The following is a 26401-nucleotide window of genomic DNA, read 5'->3' as shown; positions in this document are numbered from 1 at the left end:
GCCGGGGGCGGCGGTGGGGCATTGATTGGTGCAACAGCAAGCAGGGTACGCCTTGGTGCAACGGCAAATCGGGCAGACGTTGACGCAATCGCAATCTACCATGCGCCGGCGTTAACACTACACGGATTCAGCGTTTATTTTTTTCTGCTTCCTCAAGTCGCGACTCCCATTGCTGCAGCTTTGCCTGAGTGGCAGTATCTACGCTGGCTTTGTTTTCTTTCACCCACCATTTTTCCAGAATCCGAACGTTTTTCTGATTTGCTTTGTAGAATACATCCGCAATGTCCCCAATCAGAGGAACAAAGCCTAATCCGAAGTCGATAGCCGAGTTTTTTACCATTTTAGTAAGCAGCGCTTTTGGCACACCCATCCGCTTTGCCAGCCAGATAATACGAAACGATGCGCCCAGCATCAGCGCGTCACCGGCACCAGGAATTAAGCCAATCAGGGAGTCGAGACCAACCCGAATAGGAATGATGGGGAGTTTTACCGCGGTATCTAACAGGTTCGCCATGTCCTGCGCTTTGCGCAATTCTTTTGGCGCCTGTACGTCGCCTTCTTGGTGTGATGATGACCGTGTCACTTCGCAGCTCCTTGTGCCCGTGCCAGCGCGGCACGTTGACTCATATTGTCATCTGTACGCCAGCCGTGCAAATTTCGCTCAACTAAAGAGAAAAGGAAATCCAAATGACTGTCATCGGCATTCAACGCTTCGATGTATTCGTAGCGTTTACCGCCCGCTTCCATAAAGTATTCGCGGTTCTCCTCGCCTATCTCCTCTATCGTTTCCAGGCAATCTGCGGAGAAGCCCGGACAACAAACCTGTACCGACGTAACACCATTGCCAGGCAGGCCTTTGAGAGTCTCGTCAGTGTAGGGTTTTAACCACTCTTCACGACCAAAGCGGGACTGAAAAGTCGTCATGTACTCGTCCGGCCTAAGCGCCAGCTCTTCCGCCAGCAAGCGGGAGGTTTTATGGCACTCGCAGTGGTATGGGTCACCGTTCATCAGGTAGCGTTTCGGTATGCCGTGATAAGAAAACAGCAGTTTGTCAGCTCTGCCGTGCTTTTCCCAGTGAGCACGGACTTTCTGTGCAAGCGCTTTGATGTATCCGGGTTCGTCGTGATAATGATTAACAAAACGCAGTTCCGGCATCCAGCGTCGGGCGGTGAAATCTTTGGCTACCGCATCAAAGGTCGACGCGGTGGTAGACGCGCAATATTGTGGATAAAGCGGCAAAACAACCAGCTTTCTGACCCCCTGCGCCAACATATTATCTATCACATCGCTCACCGCCGGATTGCCGTAGCGCATTGCAAAGTCAACCACAACGTCGTCGCCGTACGCGGCTTTACATTTGGCGGTAAGTTTATCGCACTGCGCTTTGGTAATAGACATCAGCGGTGAACCGTCTTCTGTCCAGACCGTGGAATACGCTTTTGCTGAACGCGCTGGGCGGATATTCAGAATGATCAGATTCAGTACAAACCACCAGATAGCACGAGGCACTTCTACCACGCGGGGATCAGATAAAAACTCTTTCAGGTAAGGTCGCAATGCTGCACTGGTCGGGCTCTCTGGCGTACCAAGGTTAGTGATCAACACGCCCAGTTTGTCTTTTTGCGAATGTGAAAAGTTGGTATTACCTTTGTACTTCATGAGAGGCTCGTATTCATTGTGAATAAATTTCGCTGACAGCAATCACTTGCCCACTGTGCGTTTACGCACAGATAAGGGATATAAGGGAATGGTCCCGAGGGCGACAGACTTATCAGCACATTATTTTTATTGACTGTATTATACTGATATCCAATCTGTTTTGATCGCTGCCAGGGCAAATAATCGTCCGCATCGTCCGATTAACGTAATCTATCAATTCGAAGACTGCGTTGTTTTGGGTCACGCACCCGGTAAGGCCCGGATGCGATATTACCGGGAGTAGGATCATCAGCCATTCACTTTGGCCTGACAGGTACCCTCTCACCTTACCGCCTGTTCACAGATCCGGAAGCTGCCTGCGCAATCGCTGCGGCATTTTCGCTTGCATAAAAAAAGCGGCTCAGGAGCCGCTTTTTGGTGAGTATTGTTCGTTCTGTTAAGGCTGGTAATACGTCGCAGCGCCAGGTCCCACCGGCATGCCAAGCAAGAATACCCAGACAAAAAACAGAATAGACCAGCCAAGAATAAATACCATGGAGTACGGCAACATCATGGCAATGAGCGTCCCCATTCCAAGGTCTTTCTTGTAGCGCGCAGCCATTGCCAGGATCAGGCCGAAATAACTCATCATCGGCGAGATGACATTGGTAACTGAGTCGCCGATCCGGTACGCCGCCTGAATCACCTCAGGCGCATAGCCGATAAGCATCAGCATCGGAACAAAAATAGGAGCAGTCACAGCCCACTGAGCCGAGGCGCTTCCCAGTGACAAGTTCACGATGCCACACATCAGGATAAACAGAATAAATACCGATGGGCCATCAAGCCCAACCGCTTGCAGCAACGCGGCTCCTTTCACCGCAAGTACTGTGCCCAGGTTTGTCCATTTAAAAAAGGCCACAAACTGCGCTGCGAAGAATACCAGGGTGATGTACAGACCCATTGCGCCCATACTCTTGGACATGGCGTCAATGATGTCACGGTCATTCTTCATCGTTCCTGCGGCGCGTCCGTAGACGAAGCCTGGGATAGCAAAAGTAATAAAGATAAAAGCAACGATTCCTTTAAGAAACGGCGAACCAGCAACCTCTCCCGTTTCAGGATGACGCAATATGCCGTTTTCCGGCACAATAGTCAGCGCCAGCACGGCACAAACCGCAACAAAAGACAGCCCCGCCAGCTTCAGTGCACGCTTTTCTTTATCGGTTGGCGCTTCCATTGACTGCTTTTCAAGCTCAACAGAGGCGTCGTTTTCGTCAAATTTCCCTAAGCGCGGCTCGACAATTTTTTCCGTTACCAGTGCCCCCATGGTGGCAACCACGAACGTACTGATAAACATAAAGTACCAGTTAACCTCCGGCCCTACTGCATAGTCAGGATCGATCATGTGCGCAGCGGCCTCTGTGATACCTGACAGCAAGGGGTCGACCGTCCCTAACAGCAGATTCGCGCTGTATCCAGCCGACACACCCGCAAACGCCGCCGCCAGACCTGCCAGCGGATGACGCCCTAATGAGTGGAATATCATGGCGGCAAGTGGAATAAGAACGACGTACCCAAGTTCTGAGGCCGTGTTAGATATGATGCCAGCAAAGACAATCGCAAATGTGACTACACGTTTAGACGCATTCATTACCAGCGAACGCATAGCTGCTGATAGCAAGCCGGAATGCTCGGCAACCGAGACCCCAAGCAAAGCAACTAATACGGTACCAAGGGGCGCAAAGCCCGTAAAATTGGTTACCAGACCGGTCACGATGCGTTGTAACCCCTCCGCACTCATCAGTGAAATCACTTCAATCATGCCATCAGCATTACGGCCCTTTGCGCCTTCAGGACGCGGATCAGCAACCGCGATATCAAAGTAACCAAGGATGCCACTTAACAGCACAATAAATACGGAAAGCAACGCAAACAGCGTTACCGGGTGAGGCAGCAGGTTGCCCAGCCATTCAACCGTCGCCAGAAATCGCGAGAACAAACCACTCTGCGACTGCTCTTGCGGCCGGTTTTCTACATTTGCATTATCGGAAGACAAAACATTCCCCTGTCGTTATTGCCTCAGGCTTATTATTGTTAAGTTACCGGGCATATCTGATACGTTGAGACAGACACACTTTTCAGTCAGATACCGGTTGGCGTCTCTCAGGACACCACGAATTGCCTGTGCTTTACTACTCAAACCGCGCGATTTTACCTGATTTCACTTAAATTTTGCAGTCAGACGCCGAAAAAATCCGCTATACCTGTAGTAAATGGCTTCCGCAGCGACGTAAACCTGACAGATATCATCAGGTTACATTATTCAGGTAATGGCTATTTTGTCAGTCAGATAGGGGCTTGCAGGGAAGGGCGGGTTTAGTATCCCGAAGGAGTATAGATTTATTCTGGTCTTATGCGACTTTACTCATAAAACCTGTCTTTTATGCGCTTAATGCTTCCTTTATTTCCGGCAAAAAAAAAGGCCGGTTAAACCGGCCTTTGTTGTGTCTTGCTTTAGGACTTAGTTGTCCGAACGTCCGCTTTTAGAGTTCATGAAGCGGAAGAACTCACTGTCTGGCTCTACCACCAGAATATCCTGCTTCGAGTTAAAGCTTTGTTCGTAAGCGTCCATACTTCTCAAGAAGCTGTAAAACTCAGCATTTTGCGAATAGGCATCGGCGTAGATTTGCGCTGCTAGCGCATCACCTTCACCGCGAACCTGACGCAGGTTACGCTCAGCTTCAGCAAGCATAACCGTCACTTTCGCATCGATATCTGCGCGAATGACTTCAGCCTGCTCCTGACCTTCTGAGCGGTGCTCTCTGGCCACGGCCGCACGCTCTGCGCGCATACGCTGGAATATCGAGTTACTGACTTCGGTTGGCAAGTTAATCTGCTTCACACGCACGTCAACAATTGCGATACCAAGCTCATTCGACGAGGTCGATGCCTGCTCCATTGCCTGGTCCATTAACGCGGTACGTTCACCAGAGACGATTTGTGCAATCGTACGGGTACCGAATTCAGAACGCAGTCCGTTGTTTACTTTCTGCTTCAGAAGCGCTTCTGCCTGTAGCTTATTACCGCCGGTTGACAGGTAGTAAGTGGCGAAGTCTTCGATACGCCATTTCACGTAAGAGTCGACGATTAAGTCTTTTTTCTCTGACGTTACAAAACGGTCTGGCTGATCATCCAGCGTCTGAATACGTGCATCCAGTTTCTTCACTGTATCGATGAACGGGATCTTAAAGTGAAGTCCGGGTTCAAACACGCGGGTATCACCAGAGGCGTCATCACGCTGCACTTTACCGAACTGGATCACGATGGCGCGCTCGCCCTCTTTCACCGTAAACAGTGCACCTGTCGACAGCACGGCCAGAATAACTATGATAATTAATGCTAAATTCTTCATGAATTATTCTCTCCCCTCGCGAGTGGTGCCGCCACGTAAACCGGTTGTCGGACTACTGTTACGATTACGCAACATCTCTTCGACCCCCTCATTTTGTAACCCTTCTAACGAGTTGCGATTATTGCGGTTAGGTGACGTGTTATTCTGGCGCTCCATAATTTTATCCAGCGGCAGATACAACATGCTGTTACCGTTTTGGCTGTCGACCATGATTTTACTGGTGTTACTAAACACTTTTTCCATGGTTTCCAGGTAAATACGCTCACGGGTTACCGTTGGGGCCCGCTCGTACTGTGGTAATAGCTCTGAGAAACGAGCGACTTCACCCTGCGCTTCCAGGATCACACGCTCTTTATATGCCTGCGCTTCTTCATTCATGCGGTTAACCTGACCACGGGCACGTGGTTCGATTTCACGGGCATAAGCTTCGGCTTCACGAATGAAACGTTGTTCATCTTCCTGTGCAGCGATGGCATCATCAAATGCATCTTTTACCTGCTCAGGCGGACGCGCATCTCGGAAGTTCATATCAACAATGGACACACCCATGTTGTAGGGTTCCAGAATCGACTGCAGTTCTTCCCAGACTCGCTGACGTGTTACTTCACGACCATCGGTCAGCACATCATCCATTGTCGAGTGACCGACAACGTAACGGATGGCACTGTCCAAAGCCTGACTCAGGCTGGTTTCCGGGCTTTCTACTGCGAAGGTCCAGCGATATGGGTCAACAATGCGGTATTGCATTTCCATTTCCACGCGAACCACGTTCTCATCCTCTGTCAGCATTGAGCCAGAAGACGACTTATCGCGAATAGACTCAACGTCAACCGGAATCACCGAGTCTACAAAGGTAGGCGCCCAACGCAAACCGGGCTCAACCTGTTGATAGTATTCACCGAAGCGCAGTACCACACCTCGCTCTGCTTCACGGATAGTGTAGAAACCGCTGATAAACCAGATTATGACCAACAGGCCAATCAGGATACCGGCACCGATGCCGCCCAGGCTTTTACCTGAACCACCACCGTTTCCACCACCCATTTTTCCGAATTTTCCGAATAAGTTTTTGAACACATCATCCAAATCCGGGGGTCCCTGATCGCGGCCACCGCGATTTTTCCAGGGGTCGTTATTTTTGCCACCCGGCTCATTCCAAGCCATGCTGATACTCCATAAAGTGATTAATAATTTTTCTTATCGAAGCCCGTACGTCTTGCATTATCCGTAATTTCAAGCAATCAATGACGTACTACGAAGTTCGACAAACCTTCATCCAGTCGTTTTTCCAGACGGTTCCAGTCAGCAGTGGGCATTCTCACGTCCACTACCCAGTCACCCTCTGAGTCGTATGCTTCATTCGATATACAATTCAGCTCGTATAATACTCCCCGCAGGTGACTCTGCACCGGGGGAATTCGTAATGTATAACTTACCATGCTTTGTGCAAGACACTCTGTCAGCGCCTCGCCGAGAAGTTCCGTTCCCTGTCCGGTCTGGGCTGAAAGCCATACACGGATGGGGACTCCTTCTTCATTTCTATCTATACGTGGTTCGATGCCTTCAAGTTTATCAATTTTGTTACAGATAACGAGTTGTTGAATCTCGTCGGCATCAATTTCTTCGAGGACTTCATTCACTTCGTCCATCGTTTCGCGGTAGTTGGCGTCTGCCATGTCTACCACGTGAAGCAACAAGTCCGCTTCTTGCGTCTCTTGCAGTGTCGCCTTAAAGGCCGCTACCAGATCATGGGGCAAGTGACGGATAAACCCAACCGTATCGGCTAAAATCGCCGGGCCTACGTCCTGGAGATCTATCTTTCTCAACGTCGGATCAAGCGTCGCAAAGAGTTGATCAGCCGCGTAGACATGCGCGTCAGTTATCGTATTAAACAGCGTCGATTTGCCTGCGTTGGTATAACCAACCAGAGATACGGTAGGAATTTCTGCACGCTTGCGGGAGCGACGGCCCTGCTCTCGCTGCTTCTGCACTTTTTCCAGACGACGCAGGATCGATTTTATCCGCCCGCGCAATAAGCGTCGGTCGGTTTCTAATTGCGTTTCACCCGGCCCACGCAGACCTATTCCCCCTTTCTGGCGCTCAAGGTGAGTCCAGCCGCGGATAAGGCGTGTGGAAATATGCCGAAGCTGGGCCAGCTCAACCTGCAACTTCCCCTCATGCGTGCGCGCGCGCTGAGCGAAAATGTCCAGAATTAACCCGGTTCTATCAAGAACCCGGCATTTGCAAATGGCTTCTAGATTTCGCTCCTGAGAAGGAGAGAGCGCATGATTAAAAATTACCACATTGGCTTCATGAGCCTTCACAGCGGCGGCAATTTCTTCGGCTTTTCCGGAGCCGACAAAATATTTAGCATGTGGTGCAGCACGCGACGTCGTTAACACATCGACAGCATCAACACCTGCAGAAGACACAAGCAGCTCTAACTCCGCAAGGTCTTCCTTACTATTTTCGTCAGCAAAATTGACATGAACGAGTACAGCCTGTTCACCGGCTTCATAACGGTCAAACAAGCGCGATACCTTTTTGTTTATTCACTTTTAGTATTTTCTGAGTCTCCTTGGGTAGAACTCGGCATTGTTATCGCTCTGGCTGGAACGACAGTAGAAATGGCATGCTTATAAACCATTTGGCTTACTGTATTTTTCAGGAGAATCACGAATTGATCGAATGATTCAACCTGTCCCTGTAATTTAATTCCGTTTACCAGATAGATGGAAACAGGGATACGCTCCTTGCGTAACGCATTTAAAAACGGGTCTTGTAATGATTGCCCTTTAGCCATTTGAAATCCTTAGTTTTTATTATTTCAGTAACTAACAATGCAGCTTGCTACCGCGCGTTAATGTATACCACACTCCGACACTTAAAGTGTGACTTTTGCTCTAATTGTAGTCAAATTATCTTTAGCAAATGTGTCAAGCCAGGTGAGGTCTTGCCATCCTCTCAACCACGTTAGCTGTCTTTTTGCTAACTGACGGGTTGCAATCACACCTCGCTCGCGCATTTCCTCTTTACTAAGCTGACCTTCCAGATACTGCCAAACCTGCCGATAGCCCACAGAACGTATAGAGGGTAAATCTTCATGAAGATCACCCCGTTCATGAAGTTTTTTGACTTCCTCAATGAACCCGTCAGCCAGCATTAAATCGAAGCGCTGGGCAATACGTTTGTGAAGTACGGCTCTGTCTTGTGGCGCAATCGCAAACTGCGTGATTGCATACGGACAGGGTTTTCCTTTTTCCTGCTGCCATGCCGTCAGATTTTTTCCGGTGCTTTGATACACTTCCAAAGCCCGTAACAGTCGCTGCGGATCATTAGGATGAATTCGTTTAGCGCTTACCGGATCAACCCGGCTCAATTCATCATGTAATCGCTGCCAGCCTGTCTCTCTGGCTTGTGCTTCTAAACCAGCACGCACCTTTTCATCTGACTTAGGTAGTGGCGAAATGCCATTTATCAAGGCATTAAAGTACATCATTGTACCACCGACCAGAATCGGCACCCGATTTCGGTCGTGAATATCCCCTATCAGACTTATAGCATCTGCACAGAACTCTGCCACAGAATAACTCTCAGTGGGGTCCAATGTGTTTATCAGCCAGTGAGGAACTGCGTCCATCTCCGCTTGTGAGGGCTTGGCTGTACCAATGTCCATACCGCGATACACTAATGCGGAATCGACACTGATAATTTCACAATCTACCTGATCGGCAATCTCCAGTGCCAGGCCTGTTTTACCTGACGCCGTAGGTCCCATAATCGCTATGACAGGCAATGCATCATTTGTGCCATTAGCCATCCGTTTGCTCCATGCAGGCAATCAGTGCTGATAGTGGGCGGACTGTACCAAACTCGCGGATCCATTCCCACCGCTTTGCGGTCGATTGTGCGTCAAACCACTGCCAGACGGGTTGACCGGCATTATCGTCCTGCTCGATGATGAGTTTACCCAGCAGTGCAGGTATGTCGTTTACCGAGTGAATAGGGTGTTCGAGCATCGGGCCAAAAACGGCGAGCCATGGCAGATGCCGTGTTCCGGCAGGTACTTGTTGTAAGCGGCATTTGCCGGCTGCGCGACTAACCACAAACGACGAGGCGTTCAACGTATCAAGGGTTTCTTTGCTGACGTTTTCTCCGTGCACCGATACCGGCATCAGAAGCGGCTGTGAGGTACTTGCACTGCCAATCAAATCTTCTAGCCATAGCGCAGCAAGCCTGGTGGCATTAACCAGGTAGGCGTTATTGTCGTCACTAAATAAACGATGCTTAGGATCCAGGGCAATCGCGGATAGCAGAGGACTCACAGCACCTGAACTGTCGCCATTTGGCGTCATTAACTGTTGGTAATTCGCCTGGTACTGACTATCGCTAACATTACGTGCCGGGCCCGTGCGTCCTCTGGACGGACTTTGACTGCGTGGCAATGCTGCCTGCGATGCCGGTGGCGCAGTATAAGTCGCGCCTGATTGTCGTTCCGTTGCCGTATTCGCCGGTGTTGCCGAAACCAGCGGGCGAATATAATCGTGCTCAGGGGACGTCGATGCAGGGGTTGCCAGGGCATCTGCATGTGATTGTGGCATCAGTGCATCGGCGACAGTTTTGCAAATAAAATCATGCACCAACCGGCTCTGCTGAAAACGTACTTCATGTTTCGCCGGATGCACGTTTACATCAACATCCTCTGGCGGAACAGTCAGATATACGACAAATGCAGGTTGCTCCATGATGCCCCAGGCACTTTCATAGGCTTGTCGTATGGCATGCAGAATCAGTTTGTCGCGCATACCGCGGCCGTTCACAAAACTAAACTGACAATCCGTGCTGCTTCGCAACACATTTTCGTTGCCAAGCCAGCCTTCAATCACAATGCCGTCGTACTCTGTGTGACAATAAATGGCGTTGCTTAGAAACTTCTGCCCAGCGACAGCGCCTATTCTCGCCGCGCGATCCTGCTTATCTACGGCAAGGAATCGTCTTACCGTTTTGCTATTGTGGCGAAGAATAAACGTCACCTCCGGGTGACTTAGCGCAATCCGCCGGATGACATCATCGATATGCTGAAATTCGGTTTTTTCGGTGCGTAGAAATTTACGTCTTGCGGGCGTGTTGTAGAACAGATCTGCCACATCTATGGTGGTGCCGTCGGGATGCGCAACCGGGTTAAGCTTTACCGCCATGTCACGACCCTCACAATGAGCCTGCCAGGCCTGCTCCTGCTCAGCCGGTTTCGAGCTCAGTGTCAGGCGGCTTACCGAACTGATACTGGCTAACGCTTCACCGCGAAAGCCCAGCGACAAAATGCGCTCTAAATCTTCCAGAGTACTGATTTTACTGGTGGCGTGACGGCTGAGCGCGAGCTCCAGTTCATGCTGGGGAATACCGCAACCGTTGTCACGCAATCTGATGCGCTTGTGACCGCCTTTCTCAATAGCCAGTTCGATTTTTGTCGCACCGGCGTCCAGACTATTTTCAACCAACTCCTTCACCACAGAGGCAGGACGCTCGACGACCTCACCTGCTGCGATCTGGTTAGCCAGTCGGGGCGGCAATAACTGTATAGGCAATGGTATTTCCGTTTGTTTGTTGTTTTCAGGTGCTGGGGATGGTCAATACCTGTCCGATTCTGACCACGTCGCTTCGCAGATTATTCGCTTCTTTAATACTGCTGACTTTCACGTTGTAACGTTGCGCCAGAAGTGACAAAGACTCACCGCTACGCACTCTGTGTGTGCGGTTTCTCTCTTTTTGTGCAGCCCACAGGGTACCATCGGGTGGCACCTGCTTAAAATAACGCTTCGAGGCATTAAAGATAGAAACCGCGAGTCGTTCTCTGTGTTCTGCCCAGTTCAGGTTTTTCTCTTCCTGCGGATTAGAGATGAAGCCTACCTCCACCAGTATTGAGGGAATATCGGGCGATGTCAGTACCGCAAGGCTTGCTGCTTGTGGCGTGCGCTTGTGCAACGAAGTGATTTTGCGCATTTCCTGAATAACTTTATTGCCGAGATCGTAGCTGGTAGCCATGCTGTGATCCATCGACAGCCCCAGAATCGTCTCTGCCAGATACCGTTCGCTGGCCTTGTCTGTTATGACTTCTGCCGCACCGCCCAGCAGTTCAGAGTGTCGCTCTGTGCGTTCCATCCATCGTCCCAGTTCCGTACCGGCTCGTCCGGTAGATAGTACCCAGACCGATCCGCCGCGAGGTTCCGGCTGGGTAAACGCGTCGGCGTGAATCGACACCAGTAAATCGGCTTTTTGTTTGCGCGCAATCTCCGGGCGCTTATTCGGTGAAATATAGTAATCGCCGGTACGCGTCATTACCGCGCGCATGCCTGGCTCCCGGTTAACCATCGCCTCCAGCTTTTTCGCAATGCTTAATGTGATATGTTTTTCATAACTTCCTGAAGGGCCGATAGAGCCCGGATCTTCGCCACCGTGACCGGCGTCAATCGCAATAATAATGTCGCGGTCACGTTCGTTACTGGAGCTGTCAATCACCACACCAGAGGGGCCGGAGCGTTGCTGAGAATCTTCTAAATCGATAACAAGCCGGTGTCCGTAGGGCTTAGTAGGCGTCATCGCAAATAATGTCGGCTTCGCTTTGCGGGACATATCGATAACGATGCGTGCAGACTGGTTATTTTTGGGCGTGGAGTAGCGGATCCGCCGCACTAAATCACCACTTTTATCAATGTCGCTTAAATCCGCGGAATCAGATGTGTTAGCGAGGTCAATTACCAGCCGCTCAGGGTTTGATAGCGGAAAGTAGCTGTAATCAGGCGCCTGTTTCAGATCCAGAACTACCCGGGTACTGTTTGGTGAAGGCCAGACACGAATACCATCAATGCCGTTTTGCGCCGCATAGGCGGCTGTGGAACTTAGCCACAGGCAACAGATTGATATTAACAAGCGCAACATATTTTGCCTTTTCGCATTTATTCTGGTTGTCTCAAGGCCACACCGGCTCAGATATGTTTGCAGTGTTGCAGCACCTTGCTGCCCTGAGCACTCTTGGCCTGCACCTGAAAACGTCTGCCGTCACCGTCTGTGGTTATACTAATCACTATGTCTGCGGATGCCAAGCATCCCTCACCTTTTTCGGCCCATTCAATAAGACTGACCGCATTATCCGAGAAGTAATCACGGATCCCCATGAATTCCAGTTCTTCCGGGTCAGCCAGTCGATACAGGTCGAAATGATAGATTGAGACCTGCTCCAGTTCGTAGGGTTCCACCAACGTGTAGGTAGGGCTTTTTACTGTCCCTTCATGCCCGAATGACTGAATAAAATAGCGGCTGAATGTGGTCTTCCCAGCTCCGAGGTCACCTTCCAGATAAATCACAGAAGGCGCTGGAAGCATCGTTTTTATCGCGCCGGCGATATCTTCGGCCAGAGTTGATGTATCCGATTCGGACGCTGCGAAATACGCACTGTGTGGGTATGACATGAACCTTTCTCTACTACAATAGGCGCGACCTGACCGGAAATTTCCGAAGTATTTACAGGGCCTGCGCCTCTGCACTACTGATTGATCAATGCGCGCACCGCTTCAAACAAATCGCTGGCAATCATACCACGTTGCCCGTAAAGGCGTGCGACTTCATCGCCCGCTTTTGCATGCAGTGTGACGCCATATTTTGCTGCGATATCCCGCTCTAGCCCCTGTGCCAGCAACGCACCGAGAATGCCGCTTAACACATCACCACTGCCTGCCGTTGCCATTCCGGGGTTACCATGACGGCACACCCAGGTTTTGGACTCGTTATCAATAATGGTGCCTGCCCCCTTTAGTACACAGGTGGCATGATAACGCTGAGCACACTGACGGGCGTAATTAAAACGCTCTGACTCAACATCGTCCACTGACACGCCCAGCAACCGACCAGCTTCACCAGCATGCGGTGTCAGGATGCAGTCTTCAATCGTATACGCGGTAGCCTGCTTACTTAACAGGTTGAGTGCATCGGCATCAATAACCAGCGGTTTGGGGTGGGTCTGACAATGTTTTAGCGTAGTGGCGAAGGTTTTTTCCGCCCACGCATCCTGACCCAGCCCCGGGCCAATAACCACACAGGTGGCCCAGTTAAGTGCCGCTTCCAGATCCTGATCTGTCACCATCAGTTCGGGGCGTCCGGCACTGACCTGCACCGTGGACGCCTCGTGGACATAAACTCGCACCATGCCTGCGCCGCTGCGTAGGGCTGCCTCACTACTTAATCGAATGGCGCCTGCGGTCCCGCGATTTCCGCCTACACATAAAAGTCGCCCATAAGTCCCTTTATGGGAATGAACATCGCGGGGGCCCATGCCCTTAAACTGTTCGATATCTAATAACGTTGCGGTAGCCCGCGCCTGCTCCAGAAAGGCTTTGCCGATACCCAAATCATCGTAGACCAGGGTGCCACAGGACTGTTTTCCTGCACCTGTCGTCAGGCCAGGTTTAATACCGACAAACGTGACTGTGACGTCTGCCTCAATACAGCGCCCGAGTGACTGCCCGGTGTTAGCATCCAGGCCAGAGGGGACATCCACACTGACTACCGGTTTATCTGAACCGTTTACGGCATCAATGATTTCGGCAAATTCATTGCGGATATAGCTGTTTATCCCGGTTCCAAGTAACGCGTCAACGATAAGCCCGGCTTTTTCCAGCGTCTCTTTGCTGAATTTCTGAATTTTGCCGCCAGCATCGAGCCAGCGCTTTTGTGCTTCGCCGGCATCCCCCTCTAAAATACGATGAGGTTCGACTGCACAGACATACACCTGCTTACCGGCTTTTTTTGCATGCAGGGCAGCGATGTAGCCATCGCCTGCATTATTGCCCTGCCCCACCAGCACCAGATAGGCATCGGTATTTGGCAGCAAATGCTGACATTGTTTGAACACCGCCTCGCCGGCGCGCTGCATCAGCGTAAACATGTCACAGCCGCTTTTCTCTGCCGCCACACGTTCGTTTTCTCTGACCTGATCGGCGCGATAAAGTTTATATGATAAGCTGGTAATGAGTTGAGTATCTAACATGAGCGCATGTCCACTTTACATTCAGTCGATTTAGTACGTTTAGCAGACGATATCAAGGCTTGGGGGCGGGCGCTAGGCTTTCAGCACGTCGGTATCAGTGATATTGACCTGGATCAGCACGAGAAATACCTCGAAGCCTGGCTGGAAAAAGGCTATCACGGCGATATGACCTTTATGGCAGCCCACGGCACCAAACGCTCCAGACCCGATGAACTGGTTCCCGGCACGCTTCGGGTTATCAGCGTGCGTATGGATTACCTGCCGCCCGATGCGTCCTTCGCCAGACACTTATCAGATAGCAACATTGCCTACATCAGCCGCTACGCACTGGGTCGCGATTATCACAAAGTGTTGCGCAAACGCCTTAAGCAACTGGGCGAGAAAATTGAATCTGAACTAGCCGATACAGCATTTCGTCCGTTTGTCGATTCCGCTCCGGTGTTAGAACATGCCATCGCGGAAAAAGCCGGTATTGGCTGGACGGGCAAGCATTCACTGACGCTTTCAAAAGAAGCCGGATCCTGGTTTTTTCTGGGCGAGTTGTTTATCAACCTGCCGTTACCCACCGACTCGCCTGTTGAAGAAGGCTGTGGTAGCTGTACTGCCTGTATGACGATTTGTCCTACCCAGGCTATTGTCGCACCCTATACTGTTGATGCCAGAAAATGTATTTCTTATCTCACCATTGAATACGACGGCGTAATACCCGAGGAATACCGCGAGGCTATGGGTAACCGCATTTATGGCTGTGACGATTGTCAGTTGGTGTGCCCCTGGAACCGCTATGCGAGCGTGACTGAAGAAGAAGACTTTCTGCCACGAAAAACACTTCATGGCGAAACCTTGCTGAATCTGTTTTGCTGGGATGAAGCGACGTTTTTGAAGAATACCGAAGGCTCGCCCATACGTCGTATTGGTTTTCAGAAGTGGCAGCGGAATATCGCTATCGCGCTGGGCAATGCGCAATACGCTAAAGATATCGTTCACGCACTTGAAAACAGGCTAACGTCATCGTCCGACATACTGCGCCCACATATTGAATGGGCACTGGAAAAACAAAAAGCCAGGGAAAAACGTCATACCACAGAGGAAAACCGGCAGCTATTACGCCTGACACGAGTAGTAAAAAAGGGGTTACCCAGAGATGCATAAGAGCAGCGGCGCGGGAACGGCCGCTGCTTAAGCGATGTAAAACAAACTCGCTGTCAAAAGGCTCGCGCCGACGTCAGGTGGAGAATAAAATGCGTGCGGCTGCCGTCGCTTGAAGTATTGCTGGACGTTCCTGAATATTCCCACCACGGCTGCTCCTTCATTTCGTTGATAATGCTTTCGAAACGCTGGTGCTCACCTTCAAACTGTCCTACCAACTGGCATTGTGCATCATCACACTGAATTGAGTGCAAATACACATTTTCGCCATCAGGGTGCAGCGTAAAGAAATCCGCGAGCTGGGTAGCGGCCTCAAAATTCTGTTCATTTTCATCAAAATTGTCGGCCCAGTCAGAGTGTGTCTCGCGCATCTTTTTTCTGGTTTCGCTGCCAGCCTTTACCGCTTCTACCGACTCTTGAGTCGGCGCAACCTCTTCTGCCATGAACTCTGCCGACCTCTGCGTTGGTGCAGCGGCAGTTTCTGCCGCTTCAACAGAGGCGATCACATTCGCATTAAGCAAGTCACCGATACGTTCAGCGTCAGTCTCAGAACTGGCAGGTTGCTTATCCATCGCTCCGGCAACACGCACTTTATCTGCCTCACTGCTTTCAAGTTTCGCGCGATAGTAGCCGAACTGATAGCCTGCAACAGCGATAAACATAACCAGTGGTATCAGTAACCAGGTTTTCATGTAACCCTCACCTTATTATTGTTTGTGGTAGGGACGACTTAATTCGTGAACCGCATTAACGAACACCCCGGCATTATCGGGTGGCACATCCAGGTGAATACCGTGGCCAAGATTGAAAACATGACCACTGCCGTTCCCATAGCCTTCAAGGATCGTCGCCACTTCCTGTCGAATGCGCTCAGGGCTGGCATACAGCATGGAAGGGTCCATATTCCCCTGCAATGCTACCTTATCTCCGACTCGCTTTCTGGCGTCTTCAATATTGATAGTCCAGTCAAGGCCGACAGCATCACAACCTGTTGCCGCAATGGCTTCTAACCATTGCCCGCCGTTTTTGGTAAACAGCGTTACCGGCACTTTACGGCCATCAGCCTCACGTTTCAGGCCTGAAACAATTTTATGCATATACTGCAGAGAAAAATCTTTATAATCACGCGGCGATAACACCCCACCCCAGGTATCAAAAATCATTACCGACTGCGCACCCGCATCGATTTGAGCATTAAGATAAGAGGTTACTGAGTCGGCCAGCTTCTCCAGTAGCTGATGCAGCGTAGCGGGTTCTGCAAACGCCATTTTCTTGATTTTAGTAAACGCCTTACTGGTTCCACCCTCTACCATATAGGTTGCCAGTGTCCACGGACTGCCGGAGAAACCAATCAGGGGCACCTCACCTTTCAGTTCGCGACGAATCGTTCTGACCGCGTTCATCACATACTGTAATTCCCCTTCAGGATCGGGAATACCAATTTTATCCACATCTGCTTTGCAGGTTATCGGATCTCGGAAGCGGGGGCCTTCACCCGTTTCAAAATACAGGCCCAGCCCCATTGCATCAGGAATGGTCAGAATGTCTGAAAACAGGATGGCAGCATCCAGAGGAAAACGACGCAGCGGTTGTAATGTCACTTCGCACGCCAGTTCAGCGTTTTTGCAAAGCGACATAAAATCGCCGGCTTGTGCACGGGTAGCTTTGTATTCTGGCAAATAACGCCCGGCCTGACGCATCATCCAAACCGGCGTCGCATCGACGGGCTGTTTCTGCAATGCCCGCAGATAGCGATCATTTTTTAACTCTGGACGTTGTGGGTTTGTAGAATCGTCTGCCATGGTTTCCTCTGTCAACACTACGTAGGGAAAATGCTAATTAGCCTGTAGCCGCATCACCCCAGCCTTTCAATTAGGGCGCGAGTATATCAATTAATCCTGTCGACGGGGCGAAAAAAGACAAATCCTCTTGCTCCGCATCAAACAATAATCTACCGACAATCACGATTCACAGCGCCCTCTCTTAAACTCACACCTTTTTTGTAATTTTTACAAAATTATTGCGCAAAGAATTGTATTTTTTTCATACTAAAGGATAAATTCACTTGCTTTGGTAGTGAGCGTTTGCTAGTTTGGTAATCAGCAACAACAAAGAAGCCCGTTAACGGGACCGATGCTAAAACTACTGGAACCCTGCCTTGCGCAGGGTTTTTTATTTTACTTTGCCAAGAAGCGAAAAAGTCTGCTTATCTTGCTTCTGCCTCTCGATAACGTGGTTACACTCTCGCTCTGAGTATCCGGATTTTTTACTGCTCACTTTGAAGTTTTGCGATGGTCGCCGCAATCAGTTGCCCCGCAATGGACAATTTAGGGGGTATCTTTGGTAACGCATCCAGGCTGAACCATTGCGCGTCATCAATTTCATTTTCCTCTGGCACAATCTCCCCTTCAGCATATTCAGCGATATAACCCACCATTAATGAGTGCGGAAACGGCCAGGGCTGACTGCCGAAATATTCGATATTTTTGACCTTTACGCCAACTTCTTCCAGAACTTCACGGTGAACAGCTTCTTCGAGGCTCTCGCCGCTCTCCACAAATCCGGCTAGCGTGGAATACATATTCAGTTCACGATGGCGGACACCGCGGGCTAGTAACAGCTTTTCGTTGTCATGAATTGCCACAATAATGCAAGGCGATACGCGGGGATAGCACCGGTGCTGACACTGATGGCAATGCATGGCCATCTCCCAGTCAACCTGTTCCATGGGACTTCCGCACTGTCCACAGAAGCGGTGAGTTCTCAGAAAATGGACGTATTGCCACGCCCTGCCCACCATGCTGAAAGCATCAACCGGGGTGTTCATCAGAACGTCGCGCAGGGTAACGGCATCCCAGTCGTTTTCCTCTATCCGCTCGCTGCCCATATCAACGACAAATGTGGGATGATCAGCATCCACGTTGTCTGCATCCAGCGGAGACAGCTGGCGCACGTCATCGACATATTCTGATAAGAATGGAAAGGCTTCAAAAGTAGTAACCGGCGGCGTGTTCTCTCCTTTCGCTACCACCAACCGACTTCTGGAAAAAATCAGCCAACGTGCCCGGCACGTCAAATTCTGAGGCGACAGTTTTTTCATCATTGACGTCAATACTCTTTCATTTTTAATAATTCCAGACTAACACACTATTACCAACCGGTGCGGATCAGAGCAACTTCTGCGACGTGTTTTACGTCGTTTGTGTATGAGTAAGTGGCGATAAAAAGGCAAATTTGTACTGCGTCTTTGCAGTGTTATACTGAGACAAATAAAGAGACGACAGCACGTCTTTACAACCAGGCGGGTAAGCATGTTAAACAAACTGGAACAGGCTAAGGATAAGTGGGGCGGCAGACACACCATTATTGATAACTGGTTGCATGCCCGACAAATGCTACTTATCAAATATTGTGAATTGGCTGGCCTTTCCGGTGGACATGACCAGGCGCCGCAATCTCACGCACTTCCTGACGCTTCCGCCATTGATGCATTCTGTGAAGCGATGATGGATTACCTGTCTGCAGGTCATTTCGAGGTTTACGACATGCTCGTCAACGATGATGCAGAGGGACAGGCGCTCAAGCAAAAGCTCTATCCGGAGATTGCGGTAACCACGGATAGTGCACTGACCTTCAATGACGCCTACACTGATGCAGTATCTGCAGAGCAAGCCTCGCAGTTTGATACTGATCTGGCGTCGCTTGGAGAAACTCTGGAAGTTCGGTTCGAGCTGGAAGATCAGCTTATCGGCCACATGTATCACTCTGAACAGGCACTCGCTTCTGCGGAGATCGCCGGGTGAATAATCCTGACATTACCAATAACATAGCGCTCTTTGCAGGGAGCATTGATAACATATGATGGTACTTTGTTAATGAACAATGCGACACTCGTTAGTGCAACACTTATCAGTAAAGCCAGGGCGTACTGTGAACAACGTAATGCCCGGTTTACTCCACTCAGGGAAAAGGTCTACCAGATTCTGTTGAGCAAACATGGTCCTATGGGAGCTTATGAGCTTCTTGATGCTCTCAAAGAGACAGAGTCCAGTGCCAAGCCGGCTACCGTCTATCGCGCACTGGATTTTTTGCTTGATTTCGGATTTATTCACCGGCTCGAATCTACCAATGCATTCGTAGCCTGCTATCATTTCGGCTGTAACCACCCAGTACAGTTCCTAATTTGCGACAGTTGTGGTGACGTTGCAGAGATACAGTCTGAAGGACTACAGGACACACTGGACAAGCAGGCCAAAGCACACGGTTTTTCTGTATCAAAACAAACGATTGAAGCGCACGGACTCTGTGCCGATTGTCAGCAAACGGACAGCGCTGAGTCCAAGGAGCACTCGCATGAATGCTGATTTTGTAAACCCGTTCATTTCGGGTCTAATGAATGTCATGGAAACGATGGCACAGACGAAATTAACGCCTGGGAAGCCTAAGCGTAAGCAAAGTGATATCGCGAAAGGCGATGTCTCAGGGTTGATAGGGATGGTTGGTCCGGAAGTAAGAGGATCAATGTCCATCACGTTCGATGAATCGCTGGCACTCACAATTATGGAGCGCATGGTCGGTGAACGACCGGAAAAAATAGACGCGGAAGTAGGTGACATGGTCGGTGAAGTCACGAACATGATTTGCGGAAACGCAAAGCGCGATTTGGCTGAGCGCGGCTACGAATTTGGTATGGCTACGCCCATCGTCGTCTCCGGAAAGCAACACAGCATCAGCCATCAGGTTGATGGTGCAAAGATTATTCTTCCCTTTATGTGCGATGAGGGACTTGCGCACCTGGAAATTTGCTTTGACAAATAAACCTTTCTGGCACTCTGAAAATATTATACTCAGCCCCTACCCCAGGGGATTTCACATCATTACGAATGACATTCTGGATGCGTTACCACAAATTCGGGATGTAGAAGTAGGCCTTCTCCATCTCTGGTTACAGCATACCAGCGCCAGTCTGACCGTTAATGAAAACGCAGATCCTTCAGTCAGAACTGATCTGGAATCGTATTTCAACCATACAGTGAAAGAGGATTCTGCTTATTTTATTCACACTTATGAAGGTAGCGACGATATGCCTGCGCATATTAAGTCGAGTATAATGGGATGTGAAGTAACAATCCCTGTACAGCAGGGAAAGCTTCAGCTTGGCACCTGGCAAGGCATTACTCTGGGCGAACACCGCAACCAGGGAGGCGCTCGCCGCATTGTCGCCACGTTGCAAGGCTTAGTGAGGTAAACTTCCCAAACCATTGCCAATTGTAAAAAATGGCATGATGTGTGCTTTATTCCCAGCATTATCAAAAAATTGGTAACACTCAACGTTATACAGGATGTGACTATGAAAAAAACATTTACTATGGCAGCACTCTCCCTTGCTGTTCTTTCATCATATGCCCACGCTCAGGAAACCACTGAGCCAGAATATGAAAACTGGATTGGTATTTTTGGTACTAAATACAAAACTTCACCTGACCGTCCGCTTGATCAAGGCATCTATGATGACGGCGAAGGTTTTGGTCTGGAATACGGATTCCGATTTACACAAAGCTGGGCCGCACGTGTTGAGTATACGGCATTAGAACTGGACTACCTGGAAGGCTCTACAGCCGCGCGTAACGACAGCGGTCACATGATTGGTGCCGACGCGATGTATTTCATGCCAAACGACTGGTGGTATCTGTTCGGTGGTTTCAAGCACCAGAGCATGGATGAGTCATTTACGCTTGGTAATATCGGTATTGGTAAACACTGGAATGCCGGCGAAAAAGTTAAATTCATCACTGAAATCGCGGCCTATCAGGATTTTGGTGAAGACTACAATGATTACAGCGTGAAGCTGGGTCTGGCAATCGCATTTGGCGGCACAGGTTCAAGCTCAACGTCTTCTGCACCTAAAGACAGTGACAGCGACGGTGTGGTAGATAGCCGTGATCAGTGTCCAATGACTCCAATGGGTGTGGCAGTAGACTCTACAGGTTGTGCGGTAGATGCAGACAACGATGGCGTAATGAACAACATGGATCAGTGTCCTAACACGCCAGCTGGCGCTGAAGTGGATGCCCGTGGTTGTGAAATTACCATCAAAGACAGCGATAACGACGGCGTTGCAGATGCAGACGATCAATGTGCTGACACACCAATGGGTGACAAAGTTGACAGCACAGGTTGTACCGTATTTGACGAAGAAGATGTGTCTATTACACTTCGCGTTCTGTTCGACAACGAAAGCTCTGTTGTGAAGCAGCCAAATGACCCTGAAATCCAGGAGTTTGCTAACTTTATGAAGCGTTACGGTAACACCAGCGCAACCATCGAAGGTCACACATCTGCACCAGGTTCTGAGTCTTACAACATGCAACTGTCTCAAGCACGTGCTGATGCGTTCCGTGACGTACTTGTTCAGCGCTATGATATTGAGCCTGACCGTCTGGAGACTGTTGGTTATGGTGAGACACAACTTCTGGATACATCAGGTACAGCAGAAGCGCATCGCGTAAACCGCCGTATCTCAGTAACGGTATCAGGTACAGTTAAAGTTCCTGAAGAACGTTAATCTGACACATAACTTTTGAAAAGCACTGCCACCGGCGGTGCTTTTTTTTGCATTAATTTCTGCCAATAGGCAATAAGGTCTGACTGCTTAGCCAAGCTATGATGCAATGTTGAAAGGCTCGTTATATTACGGGGTTTAGCGCAGCGTAGTTAAGCGAAATTTAAATAAGATCAAAAGGGAAAAACACGCCCGGAGGGTGGGGCAAAGCGTACCTGCGAAAAAAGGACAACCTCTGATAACGCACAACGCCAGACGTTGCGTTTAAGAGCGATAACCGCCAGAGACCAGTTATCACCAAGACCGTAATACAACGTTAGTAAGCGTCTTCGATTGCAGGACCTGCATAATTGTCGAATCGGGAAAACTGGCCCTGGAAGGTAAGGCGGCTGGTACCAATCGGACCGTTACGTTGCTTACCAATAATGATTTCCGCGACGCCTTTGTCTTCACTGTTCTCGTGATACACCTCATCGCGGTAGATAAACATGATCAAGTCAGCATCCTGCTCGATAGAGCCGGACTCACGAAGATCCGAGTTAACCGGACGTTTATCGGCGCGCTGCTCTAGTGTACGGTTAAGCTGAGACAGGGCTACAACCGGCACTTCCAGCTCTTTCGCCAGCGCTTTAAGTGAGCGCGAAATCTCAGCAATTTCCAGCGTACGGTTATCACTTAATGAGGGTACCCGCATTAGCTGCAGATAATCCACCATGATCATACTGATACCGCCACGCTCTCTGGCAAGTTTGCGCGCACGGCTTCGCACATCCATCGGAGTCAGACCGGAAGAGTCATCGATAAACAGGTTATCGTTGTCTTTCAGCATCGCCATCGTATTCGAAATACGGGCCCAGTCTTCATCGTCGAGCTGAGCGGTACGGATCTTGGTCTGATCAACCCGGCTTAGCGACGCCAGCATACGCATCATGATTTGCTCTGAGGGCATCTCAAGTGAAAACACCAGCACAGGCTTTTTCTCTGCCAGCATGGCGTTCTCGACCAGGTTCATTGCAAAGGTTGTTTTCCCCATAGATGGACGCGCGGCCACGATGATCAGATCTGAAGGTTGCAGGCCGCTGGTCTTTTTGTCCAAATCCGTAAACCCCGTAGTAACACCGGTCACTTCCTTGTTGGTTTTGATCAGGGCTTCAAGGCGATCGATGGTTTTACCCAGCACAGACTCTACGTCTCTTGGCCCCTCGTTCTCGCCGGTTCGCTTTTCCGCTATCTCGAAAACCCGGCTTTCTGCGAAATCCAGAATATCAGCACTATTGCGGCCTTCGGGATTGTAGCCAACCTCAGCGATTTCGTGGGCAACGCCAATAAGTTCACGGGTTATTGCCCGTTCACTGATGATTTTAGCGTAAGACACCACGTTGGCAGAACTGGGCGTATTTTTAGCCAACTCTCCCAGATAGGCGAAACCGCCGGCATCTTCCAGATCATCATGTTTCTCAAGCTGTTCTGATACCGTAATAAGATCAACAGGATGACTATCGCCGAGCAGACGCATAATGGCGCGGAAGATTATCTGGTGTGAACGGTTATAAAAGTCTCTGTCAGTGATAAGTTCAGCAACTTTGTCCCAACTTTCAGGATCGATAAGCATGCTGCCAAGAACAGACTGCTCCGCCTCAATACTATGAGGAGGGACTTTCAATTTCTCGATATTCTTATCAGTTTGTGTTTGAGAGACCACTTTCACAACGTCATTTCAGGTTTATGCGGGTCGGATATTATGCGCTATTTGCTGCGAAAATAACATCGGCGTCGGTGAAAAAAGTCCTGTACCGCGTTCTGTTTTGAAGACCGGGCTACGCATTTCCGCCGTGGTTCAGGCTCTTTGCTCAACATGGCGTTTACAGGCAAGCAGAGACTCCGACACTAATCGGTAAGCATGAGGGCCACGCGGGCGGCAATCCAACCGCCTATCTTTTCACCGTCCTGATAAAAGCCCCTTACGTTTCAGTTTTTTTTGCATGGTCACGTGATAAGCCGCACTCCTGAATCGGCCACGAGATGCTGAAAACAGCCTAAAACTGACCCGTTTTTTAATGAAAGTATCCTTTTTCCCTCTTACAAACGCAGGTATATTGTCATGTTCATCAAAAAACAAATGTGTAAATCGGCCCAGGGACAGGCTTTGAATCAGTGGTGTCGACGTAGTGCTCAGGCTTTTATTTTTTCTTTTTTTCATTTGCGGTGTCTTTGCCGCACAGGCGACCAGTGATATTGAAAACCGCTATGAAACCGAACGCGATCGCTTACTTTCACTTCCCTATGACGACCGTCTGAGCGCCCTCAAGGCCAGCGATGTTTTCGATACTACGTCTGTTCTGGGTAAATACTTCTACGACTCGGTTTACCTCAATGCTGCTCGCACTGACAGTGGCTTTACACTTTCTGACACCGAACTGGCGACTCTGAAAAGCAGCTATCCGCGTATTTTTCTGGAACATGAAATTATGCGAGTGTGGTCTTCTCTTGCTCCCTTCGAGAAAATGCAACGCGAATTACAGGCTTTCGCCGATCTCGCTCGGGAAAATGGCTGGCCGCGCATTGAGCGTCTGGCGATATCGTTTCTTGTCAGCACTCTGATTGAGCAAGGGCGTCATTATTCAGCCATCATGTTAATGGAAGAAGTCAGTCAGATGGCGGTCCGGCAGGATCACTATCAAACGGTGTTTGACTATCCCCTGGTCGTGCTTTACTGGGACATGGCTGATGCCTATTACTGGTCCGGCAATTACCATCAGGCCGATATTTATTGTCAGAAATTCCAGAATATTGTGCCGGATGATGCCTACAACCAGATGCAGGGCGAACTTTGTAAAGCCCGCAATCAGTACAAGCTGGGAAATTACCAGGCTATGCTGCAGGCCAGCAGTGCGGTATTAGATGAAGCAAAGAAAACCGGCCATTTGACACTGGCATTGAGTGCCGAGAAATTCATATCAGCTGGTCATTTTGAACTCGGTAATATTCGGTTGGCCAAAGAGTTCGCTGACAGCGCACTTCGTTTTGCTAATGAAAATGAACTGGCCTACCCGGAGGACTTATTCGACATTCATTACCTTCTTGCCCGCGCAGCGGCGGCTAACGACGATCTGGATGCAGCGGTTTCTCACCTCTCGGTGATGGAAAACAATAGCCGCTATGCGACGGGCTCACAGTTTGACAGGAAGTTAAATGAAGTGCGGGCGGAAGTGGCGGCACTGCAGGGCAACCATAAATTGGAAGCGAGCTTGTATAAAGCCATGTTGGAAGAAGAGCGTGATCCTGATGCGGCCGCTGTGGCATGGGAGGACTTCTCCAGCATCGCCGACAAACTGACAGCCCAGGAAGCGTCGTTACTGAAGGTAAAATCTCAACTCGACCGCGCGCAAACCAGAAATATGACCACCGTCGCGCTGTTTACCACCACACTGAGTATCGTCGGCTTTATTGCGTTTTGGCGGATCCTCAGGCAAAAGCAGAAAATCGAAAGCTTTTCCCGCTTAGATCACCTTACCAGCGTGAGTAATCGCTGGCACGCACTGGACATTATCCGTCGCCGGCTGTCTACCATGGACCGGCGTGCTGACGTTTCCTGCGTTGCGCTTATCGATGTAGATCGCTTCAAGCAAATCAACGACCAGTTCGGTCACCACGCAGGCGATGACATGCTTATCCACATTGCCAAGTTATTTAAATACCAAATTCGTCGCCAGGATGTATTTGGCCGCTATGGCGGCGAAGAGTTTGTGATGCTACTGGACAACACCGAGCTGCATGACGCCAGACAGAAAGTGGAAGAACTACGCACTATTCTTGCTGCCCACCGGGTAGCAGGAATGGAAAGCGTGCTGCCGCTTCGTTTCTCTTGTGGACTGGTTGAGGTATCAGCGAACGCGGATATCTCCGACGTTATCAGTCAGTGCGACAGTTTGCTCTATAAAGCGAAAAATAATGGCCGCAATCGAACCGAAGCCGCAGTCTACACACCGGGTCAGACGCATCAGCGCACTTAAATCGCTGCTTCCGCTGGCGTAATGTCGTTTTCGCTCTTTTCAAGGGTGAAGAATACGCCATCCCAGGGTAAGTAGGTGACGATATTGTCCTGCATCAGCAACGTTTGCCCGGGTCTTGCTACGTTGTCGGAACACTGCAATTCAATGCGGATAATGTCGCCTTGTTCAAAGTCCAGCCTTTCACGACTGATGTGGTAGGCAGCCTGAAACGCGTCCTCGCTCATCGTTTCACGTTTGTACGTTGGCGTCAGACAGGACTCCTGAGCCAGTTGCGCACGCTCAGTATCGTAACTGAACGACTTCCCAAGCCACTGATTTGCCTCTGACTGCGACATTGCAGTCATACCGGGTAACGTGGCTTGCGTTACCACCCAGGTGCCCTCATACGTTTCTGACACATCAGTTTTACAACTAACCAGTGAAACTGCGGCTCCCATAAACGCGGTAAAAAGTAATGCTGCTTTGCTAATCGGGAAGTGAATCATAACCAGTAATGCTCTCCATATGGCTCCTGCAGGGCCAGATTGTGTTTCCTTGTCCAAATGCGTCCACGCACCGACATTACCTTAGGAAATTAGCAGGAT

24 protein-coding genes are annotated in these 26401 nt (G+C 49.9%); 7 read left to right on the top strand and 17 right to left on the bottom strand.

Going from position 1 to position 26401, the window contains the following annotated elements; genetic code table 11:
• Positions 1-127 precede the first annotated feature (127 nt).
• The 12 genes from JKP77_RS11075 to JKP77_RS11020 form a co-directional block, all read right to left on the bottom strand.
• Positions 128-583, bottom strand: a complete 456-nt coding sequence (locus JKP77_RS11075) for a DUF4112 domain-containing protein (protein ID WP_338024863.1) — start codon at positions 581-583, stop codon at positions 128-130.
• Positions 580-1659, bottom strand: coding sequence for a ferrochelatase (hemH, locus tag JKP77_RS11070; protein ID WP_218311234.1), 1080 nt, complete (start codon positions 1657-1659; stop codon positions 580-582). The genes JKP77_RS11075 and hemH overlap by 4 nt, the downstream gene beginning before the upstream one ends.
• A 436-nt stretch (positions 1660-2095) precedes the next feature.
• Entirely contained in the window at positions 2096-3697 is a 1602-nt protein-coding gene (locus tag JKP77_RS11065) for an AbgT family transporter (RefSeq protein ID WP_274608655.1), read from the bottom strand.
• Positions 3698-4162: 465 nt separating this feature from the next.
• Positions 4163-5053 carry a protease modulator HflC gene (hflC, locus tag JKP77_RS11060; protein ID WP_218311232.1) on the bottom strand — a complete coding sequence of 297 codons (891 nt, stop codon included), beginning with the start codon at positions 5051-5053 and terminating at the stop codon, positions 4163-4165.
• A gap of 3 nt (positions 5054-5056) precedes the next feature.
• The gene (gene hflK / locus JKP77_RS11055) at positions 5057-6217 is read right to left on the bottom strand and encodes an FtsH protease activity modulator HflK (protein ID WP_218311231.1); all 1161 of its coding nucleotides are present in this window, start codon (positions 6215-6217) and stop codon (positions 5057-5059) included.
• A 77-nt stretch (positions 6218-6294) separates the two neighbouring features.
• Complete coding sequence (gene hflX / locus JKP77_RS11050) at positions 6295-7584, bottom strand: ribosome rescue GTPase HflX (RefSeq protein WP_218311230.1); 1290 nt, start codon at positions 7582-7584, stop codon at positions 6295-6297.
• 17 nt (positions 7585-7601) lie between these two features.
• The gene (gene hfq, locus JKP77_RS11045; RefSeq protein ID WP_218311229.1) at positions 7602-7856 is read right to left on the bottom strand and encodes an RNA chaperone Hfq; all 255 of its coding nucleotides are present in this window, start codon (positions 7854-7856) and stop codon (positions 7602-7604) included.
• A gap of 81 nt (positions 7857-7937) precedes the next feature.
• Positions 7938-8873: a tRNA (adenosine(37)-N6)-dimethylallyltransferase MiaA gene (gene miaA / locus JKP77_RS11040; protein WP_218311228.1), complete on the bottom strand. Its 936-nt coding sequence runs from the start codon at positions 8871-8873 to the stop codon at positions 7938-7940.
• A complete protein-coding gene (mutL, locus tag JKP77_RS11035; RefSeq protein ID WP_218311227.1) occupies positions 8866-10638 on the bottom strand; it encodes a DNA mismatch repair endonuclease MutL in 1773 nt (590 codons plus the stop codon). The genes miaA and mutL overlap by 8 nt, the downstream gene beginning before the upstream one ends.
• Positions 10639-10663: 25 nt before the next feature.
• A complete protein-coding gene (locus JKP77_RS11030) occupies positions 10664-11989 on the bottom strand; it encodes an N-acetylmuramoyl-L-alanine amidase (RefSeq protein WP_218311226.1) in 1326 nt (441 codons plus the stop codon).
• 47 nt (positions 11990-12036) lie between these two features.
• Positions 12037-12519, bottom strand: coding sequence for a tRNA (adenosine(37)-N6)-threonylcarbamoyltransferase complex ATPase subunit type 1 TsaE (gene tsaE / locus JKP77_RS11025; protein ID WP_218311225.1), 483 nt, complete (start codon positions 12517-12519; stop codon positions 12037-12039).
• 74 nt (positions 12520-12593) lie between these two features.
• Positions 12594-14093 (bottom strand): NAD(P)H-hydrate dehydratase, encoded by a 1500-nt coding sequence (locus JKP77_RS11020; protein WP_218311224.1) that lies wholly within the window; start codon positions 14091-14093, stop codon positions 12594-12596.
• A gap of 6 nt (positions 14094-14099) precedes the next feature.
• Between JKP77_RS11020 and queG the strand changes: the two genes are divergently transcribed.
• A complete protein-coding gene (gene queG, locus JKP77_RS11015) occupies positions 14100-15245 on the top strand; it encodes a tRNA epoxyqueuosine(34) reductase QueG (RefSeq protein WP_218311223.1) in 1146 nt (381 codons plus the stop codon).
• A gap of 53 nt (positions 15246-15298) precedes the next feature.
• Here the strand turns inward: queG and JKP77_RS11010 are convergent, their stop codons facing one another.
• The 3 genes from JKP77_RS11010 to nudC form a co-directional block, all read right to left on the bottom strand.
• Positions 15299-15934, bottom strand: a complete 636-nt coding sequence (locus JKP77_RS11010) for a hypothetical protein (RefSeq protein ID WP_218311222.1) — start codon at positions 15932-15934, stop codon at positions 15299-15301.
• A gap of 15 nt (positions 15935-15949) precedes the next feature.
• Positions 15950-17044, bottom strand: coding sequence for a uroporphyrinogen decarboxylase (gene hemE / locus JKP77_RS11005; protein WP_218311221.1), 1095 nt, complete (start codon positions 17042-17044; stop codon positions 15950-15952).
• A 464-nt stretch (positions 17045-17508) separates the two neighbouring features.
• Positions 17509-18345 carry an NAD(+) diphosphatase gene (nudC, locus tag JKP77_RS11000; RefSeq protein ID WP_218311219.1) on the bottom strand — a complete coding sequence of 279 codons (837 nt, stop codon included), beginning with the start codon at positions 18343-18345 and terminating at the stop codon, positions 17509-17511.
• A 208-nt stretch (positions 18346-18553) separates the two neighbouring features.
• Between nudC and rsd the strand changes: the two genes are divergently transcribed.
• From rsd to JKP77_RS10975, 5 genes are all read left to right on the top strand, one after another.
• On the top strand, positions 18554-19045 hold the full coding sequence (gene rsd / locus JKP77_RS10995; RefSeq protein ID WP_218311218.1) for a sigma D regulator: 492 nt from the start codon (positions 18554-18556) through the stop codon (positions 19043-19045).
• Between the two features lie 72 nt (positions 19046-19117).
• Positions 19118-19606: a transcriptional repressor gene (locus JKP77_RS10990; RefSeq protein WP_218311217.1), complete on the top strand. Its 489-nt coding sequence runs from the start codon at positions 19118-19120 to the stop codon at positions 19604-19606.
• The gene (locus JKP77_RS10985; protein WP_218311216.1) at positions 19596-20060 is read left to right on the top strand and encodes a chemotaxis protein CheX; all 465 of its coding nucleotides are present in this window, start codon (positions 19596-19598) and stop codon (positions 20058-20060) included. Before JKP77_RS10990 ends, JKP77_RS10985 begins: the two co-directional genes overlap by 11 nt.
• Entirely contained in the window at positions 20050-20490 is a 441-nt protein-coding gene (locus JKP77_RS10980; protein WP_246601177.1) for a secondary thiamine-phosphate synthase enzyme YjbQ, read from the top strand. The genes JKP77_RS10985 and JKP77_RS10980 overlap by 11 nt, the downstream gene beginning before the upstream one ends.
• Before the next feature lie 102 nt (positions 20491-20592).
• Positions 20593-21807 carry an OmpA family protein gene (locus JKP77_RS10975; protein ID WP_218311214.1) on the top strand — a complete coding sequence of 405 codons (1215 nt, stop codon included), beginning with the start codon at positions 20593-20595 and terminating at the stop codon, positions 21805-21807.
• 313 nt (positions 21808-22120) lie between these two features.
• Here JKP77_RS10975 and dnaB read toward each other — a convergent pair whose 3' ends face one another.
• On the bottom strand, positions 22121-23512 hold the full coding sequence (gene dnaB / locus JKP77_RS10970) for a replicative DNA helicase (RefSeq protein WP_420840066.1): 1392 nt from the start codon (positions 23510-23512) through the stop codon (positions 22121-22123).
• 460 nt (positions 23513-23972) lie between these two features.
• On the opposite strand from dnaB, the gene JKP77_RS22680 reads away from it, so the two are divergent.
• Positions 23973-25817 (top strand): GGDEF domain-containing protein, encoded by a 1845-nt coding sequence (locus JKP77_RS22680; RefSeq protein WP_218311213.1) that lies wholly within the window; start codon positions 23973-23975, stop codon positions 25815-25817.
• Here JKP77_RS22680 and JKP77_RS10960 read toward each other — a convergent pair.
• Positions 25814-26302, bottom strand: a complete 489-nt coding sequence (locus tag JKP77_RS10960) for a hypothetical protein (RefSeq protein ID WP_218311212.1) — start codon at positions 26300-26302, stop codon at positions 25814-25816. The two genes, JKP77_RS22680 and JKP77_RS10960, sit on opposite strands and share 4 nt — an antisense overlap.
• Positions 26303-26401 lie beyond the last annotated feature (99 nt).

Origin of the sequence: Alteromonas antoniana, assembly GCF_019249295.1 — a bacterium.
Lineage (GTDB): Bacteria > Pseudomonadota > Gammaproteobacteria > Enterobacterales > Alteromonadaceae > Alteromonas > Alteromonas antoniana.
Note: the sequence above shows the minus strand (reverse complement) of the source record. Positions and strands in the feature narration are given on the sequence as shown.

What these genes read in the sequence shown, in the direction of transcription:
- hemH (WP_218311234.1), bottom strand. Translation starts at nt 1,659, where the DNA reads ATGAAGTACAAAGGTAATACCAACTTTTCACATTCGCAAAAAGACAAA.
- hflC (WP_218311232.1), bottom strand. Translation starts at nt 5,053, where the DNA reads ATGAAGAATTTAGCATTAATTATCATAGTTATTCTGGCCGTGCTGTCG.
- hflK (WP_218311231.1), bottom strand. Translation starts at nt 6,217, where the DNA reads ATGGCTTGGAATGAGCCGGGTGGCAAAAATAACGACCCCTGGAAAAAT.
- hfq (WP_218311229.1), bottom strand. Translation starts at nt 7,856, where the DNA reads ATGGCTAAAGGGCAATCATTACAAGACCCGTTTTTAAATGCGTTACGC.
- miaA (WP_218311228.1), bottom strand. Translation starts at nt 8,873, where the DNA reads ATGGCTAATGGCACAAATGATGCATTGCCTGTCATAGCGATTATGGGA.
- JKP77_RS11030 (WP_218311226.1), bottom strand. Translation starts at nt 11,989, where the DNA reads ATGTTGCGCTTGTTAATATCAATCTGTTGCCTGTGGCTAAGTTCCACA.
- tsaE (WP_218311225.1), bottom strand. Translation starts at nt 12,519, where the DNA reads ATGTCATACCCACACAGTGCGTATTTCGCAGCGTCCGAATCGGATACA.
- JKP77_RS11020 (WP_218311224.1), bottom strand. Translation starts at nt 14,093, where the DNA reads ATGTTAGATACTCAACTCATTACCAGCTTATCATATAAACTTTATCGC.
- queG (WP_218311223.1), top strand. Translation starts at nt 14,100, where the DNA reads ATGTCCACTTTACATTCAGTCGATTTAGTACGTTTAGCAGACGATATC.
- JKP77_RS11010 (WP_218311222.1), bottom strand. Translation starts at nt 15,934, where the DNA reads ATGAAAACCTGGTTACTGATACCACTGGTTATGTTTATCGCTGTTGCA.
- hemE (WP_218311221.1), bottom strand. Translation starts at nt 17,044, where the DNA reads ATGGCAGACGATTCTACAAACCCACAACGTCCAGAGTTAAAAAATGAT.
- nudC (WP_218311219.1), bottom strand. Translation starts at nt 18,345, where the DNA reads ATGATGAAAAAACTGTCGCCTCAGAATTTGACGTGCCGGGCACGTTGG.
- rsd (WP_218311218.1), top strand. Translation starts at nt 18,554, where the DNA reads ATGTTAAACAAACTGGAACAGGCTAAGGATAAGTGGGGCGGCAGACAC.
- JKP77_RS10990 (WP_218311217.1), top strand. Translation starts at nt 19,118, where the DNA reads ATGAACAATGCGACACTCGTTAGTGCAACACTTATCAGTAAAGCCAGG.
- JKP77_RS10985 (WP_218311216.1), top strand. Translation starts at nt 19,596, where the DNA reads ATGAATGCTGATTTTGTAAACCCGTTCATTTCGGGTCTAATGAATGTC.
- JKP77_RS10975 (WP_218311214.1), top strand. Translation starts at nt 20,593, where the DNA reads ATGAAAAAAACATTTACTATGGCAGCACTCTCCCTTGCTGTTCTTTCA.
- JKP77_RS10960 (WP_218311212.1), bottom strand. Translation starts at nt 26,302, where the DNA reads ATGATTCACTTCCCGATTAGCAAAGCAGCATTACTTTTTACCGCGTTT.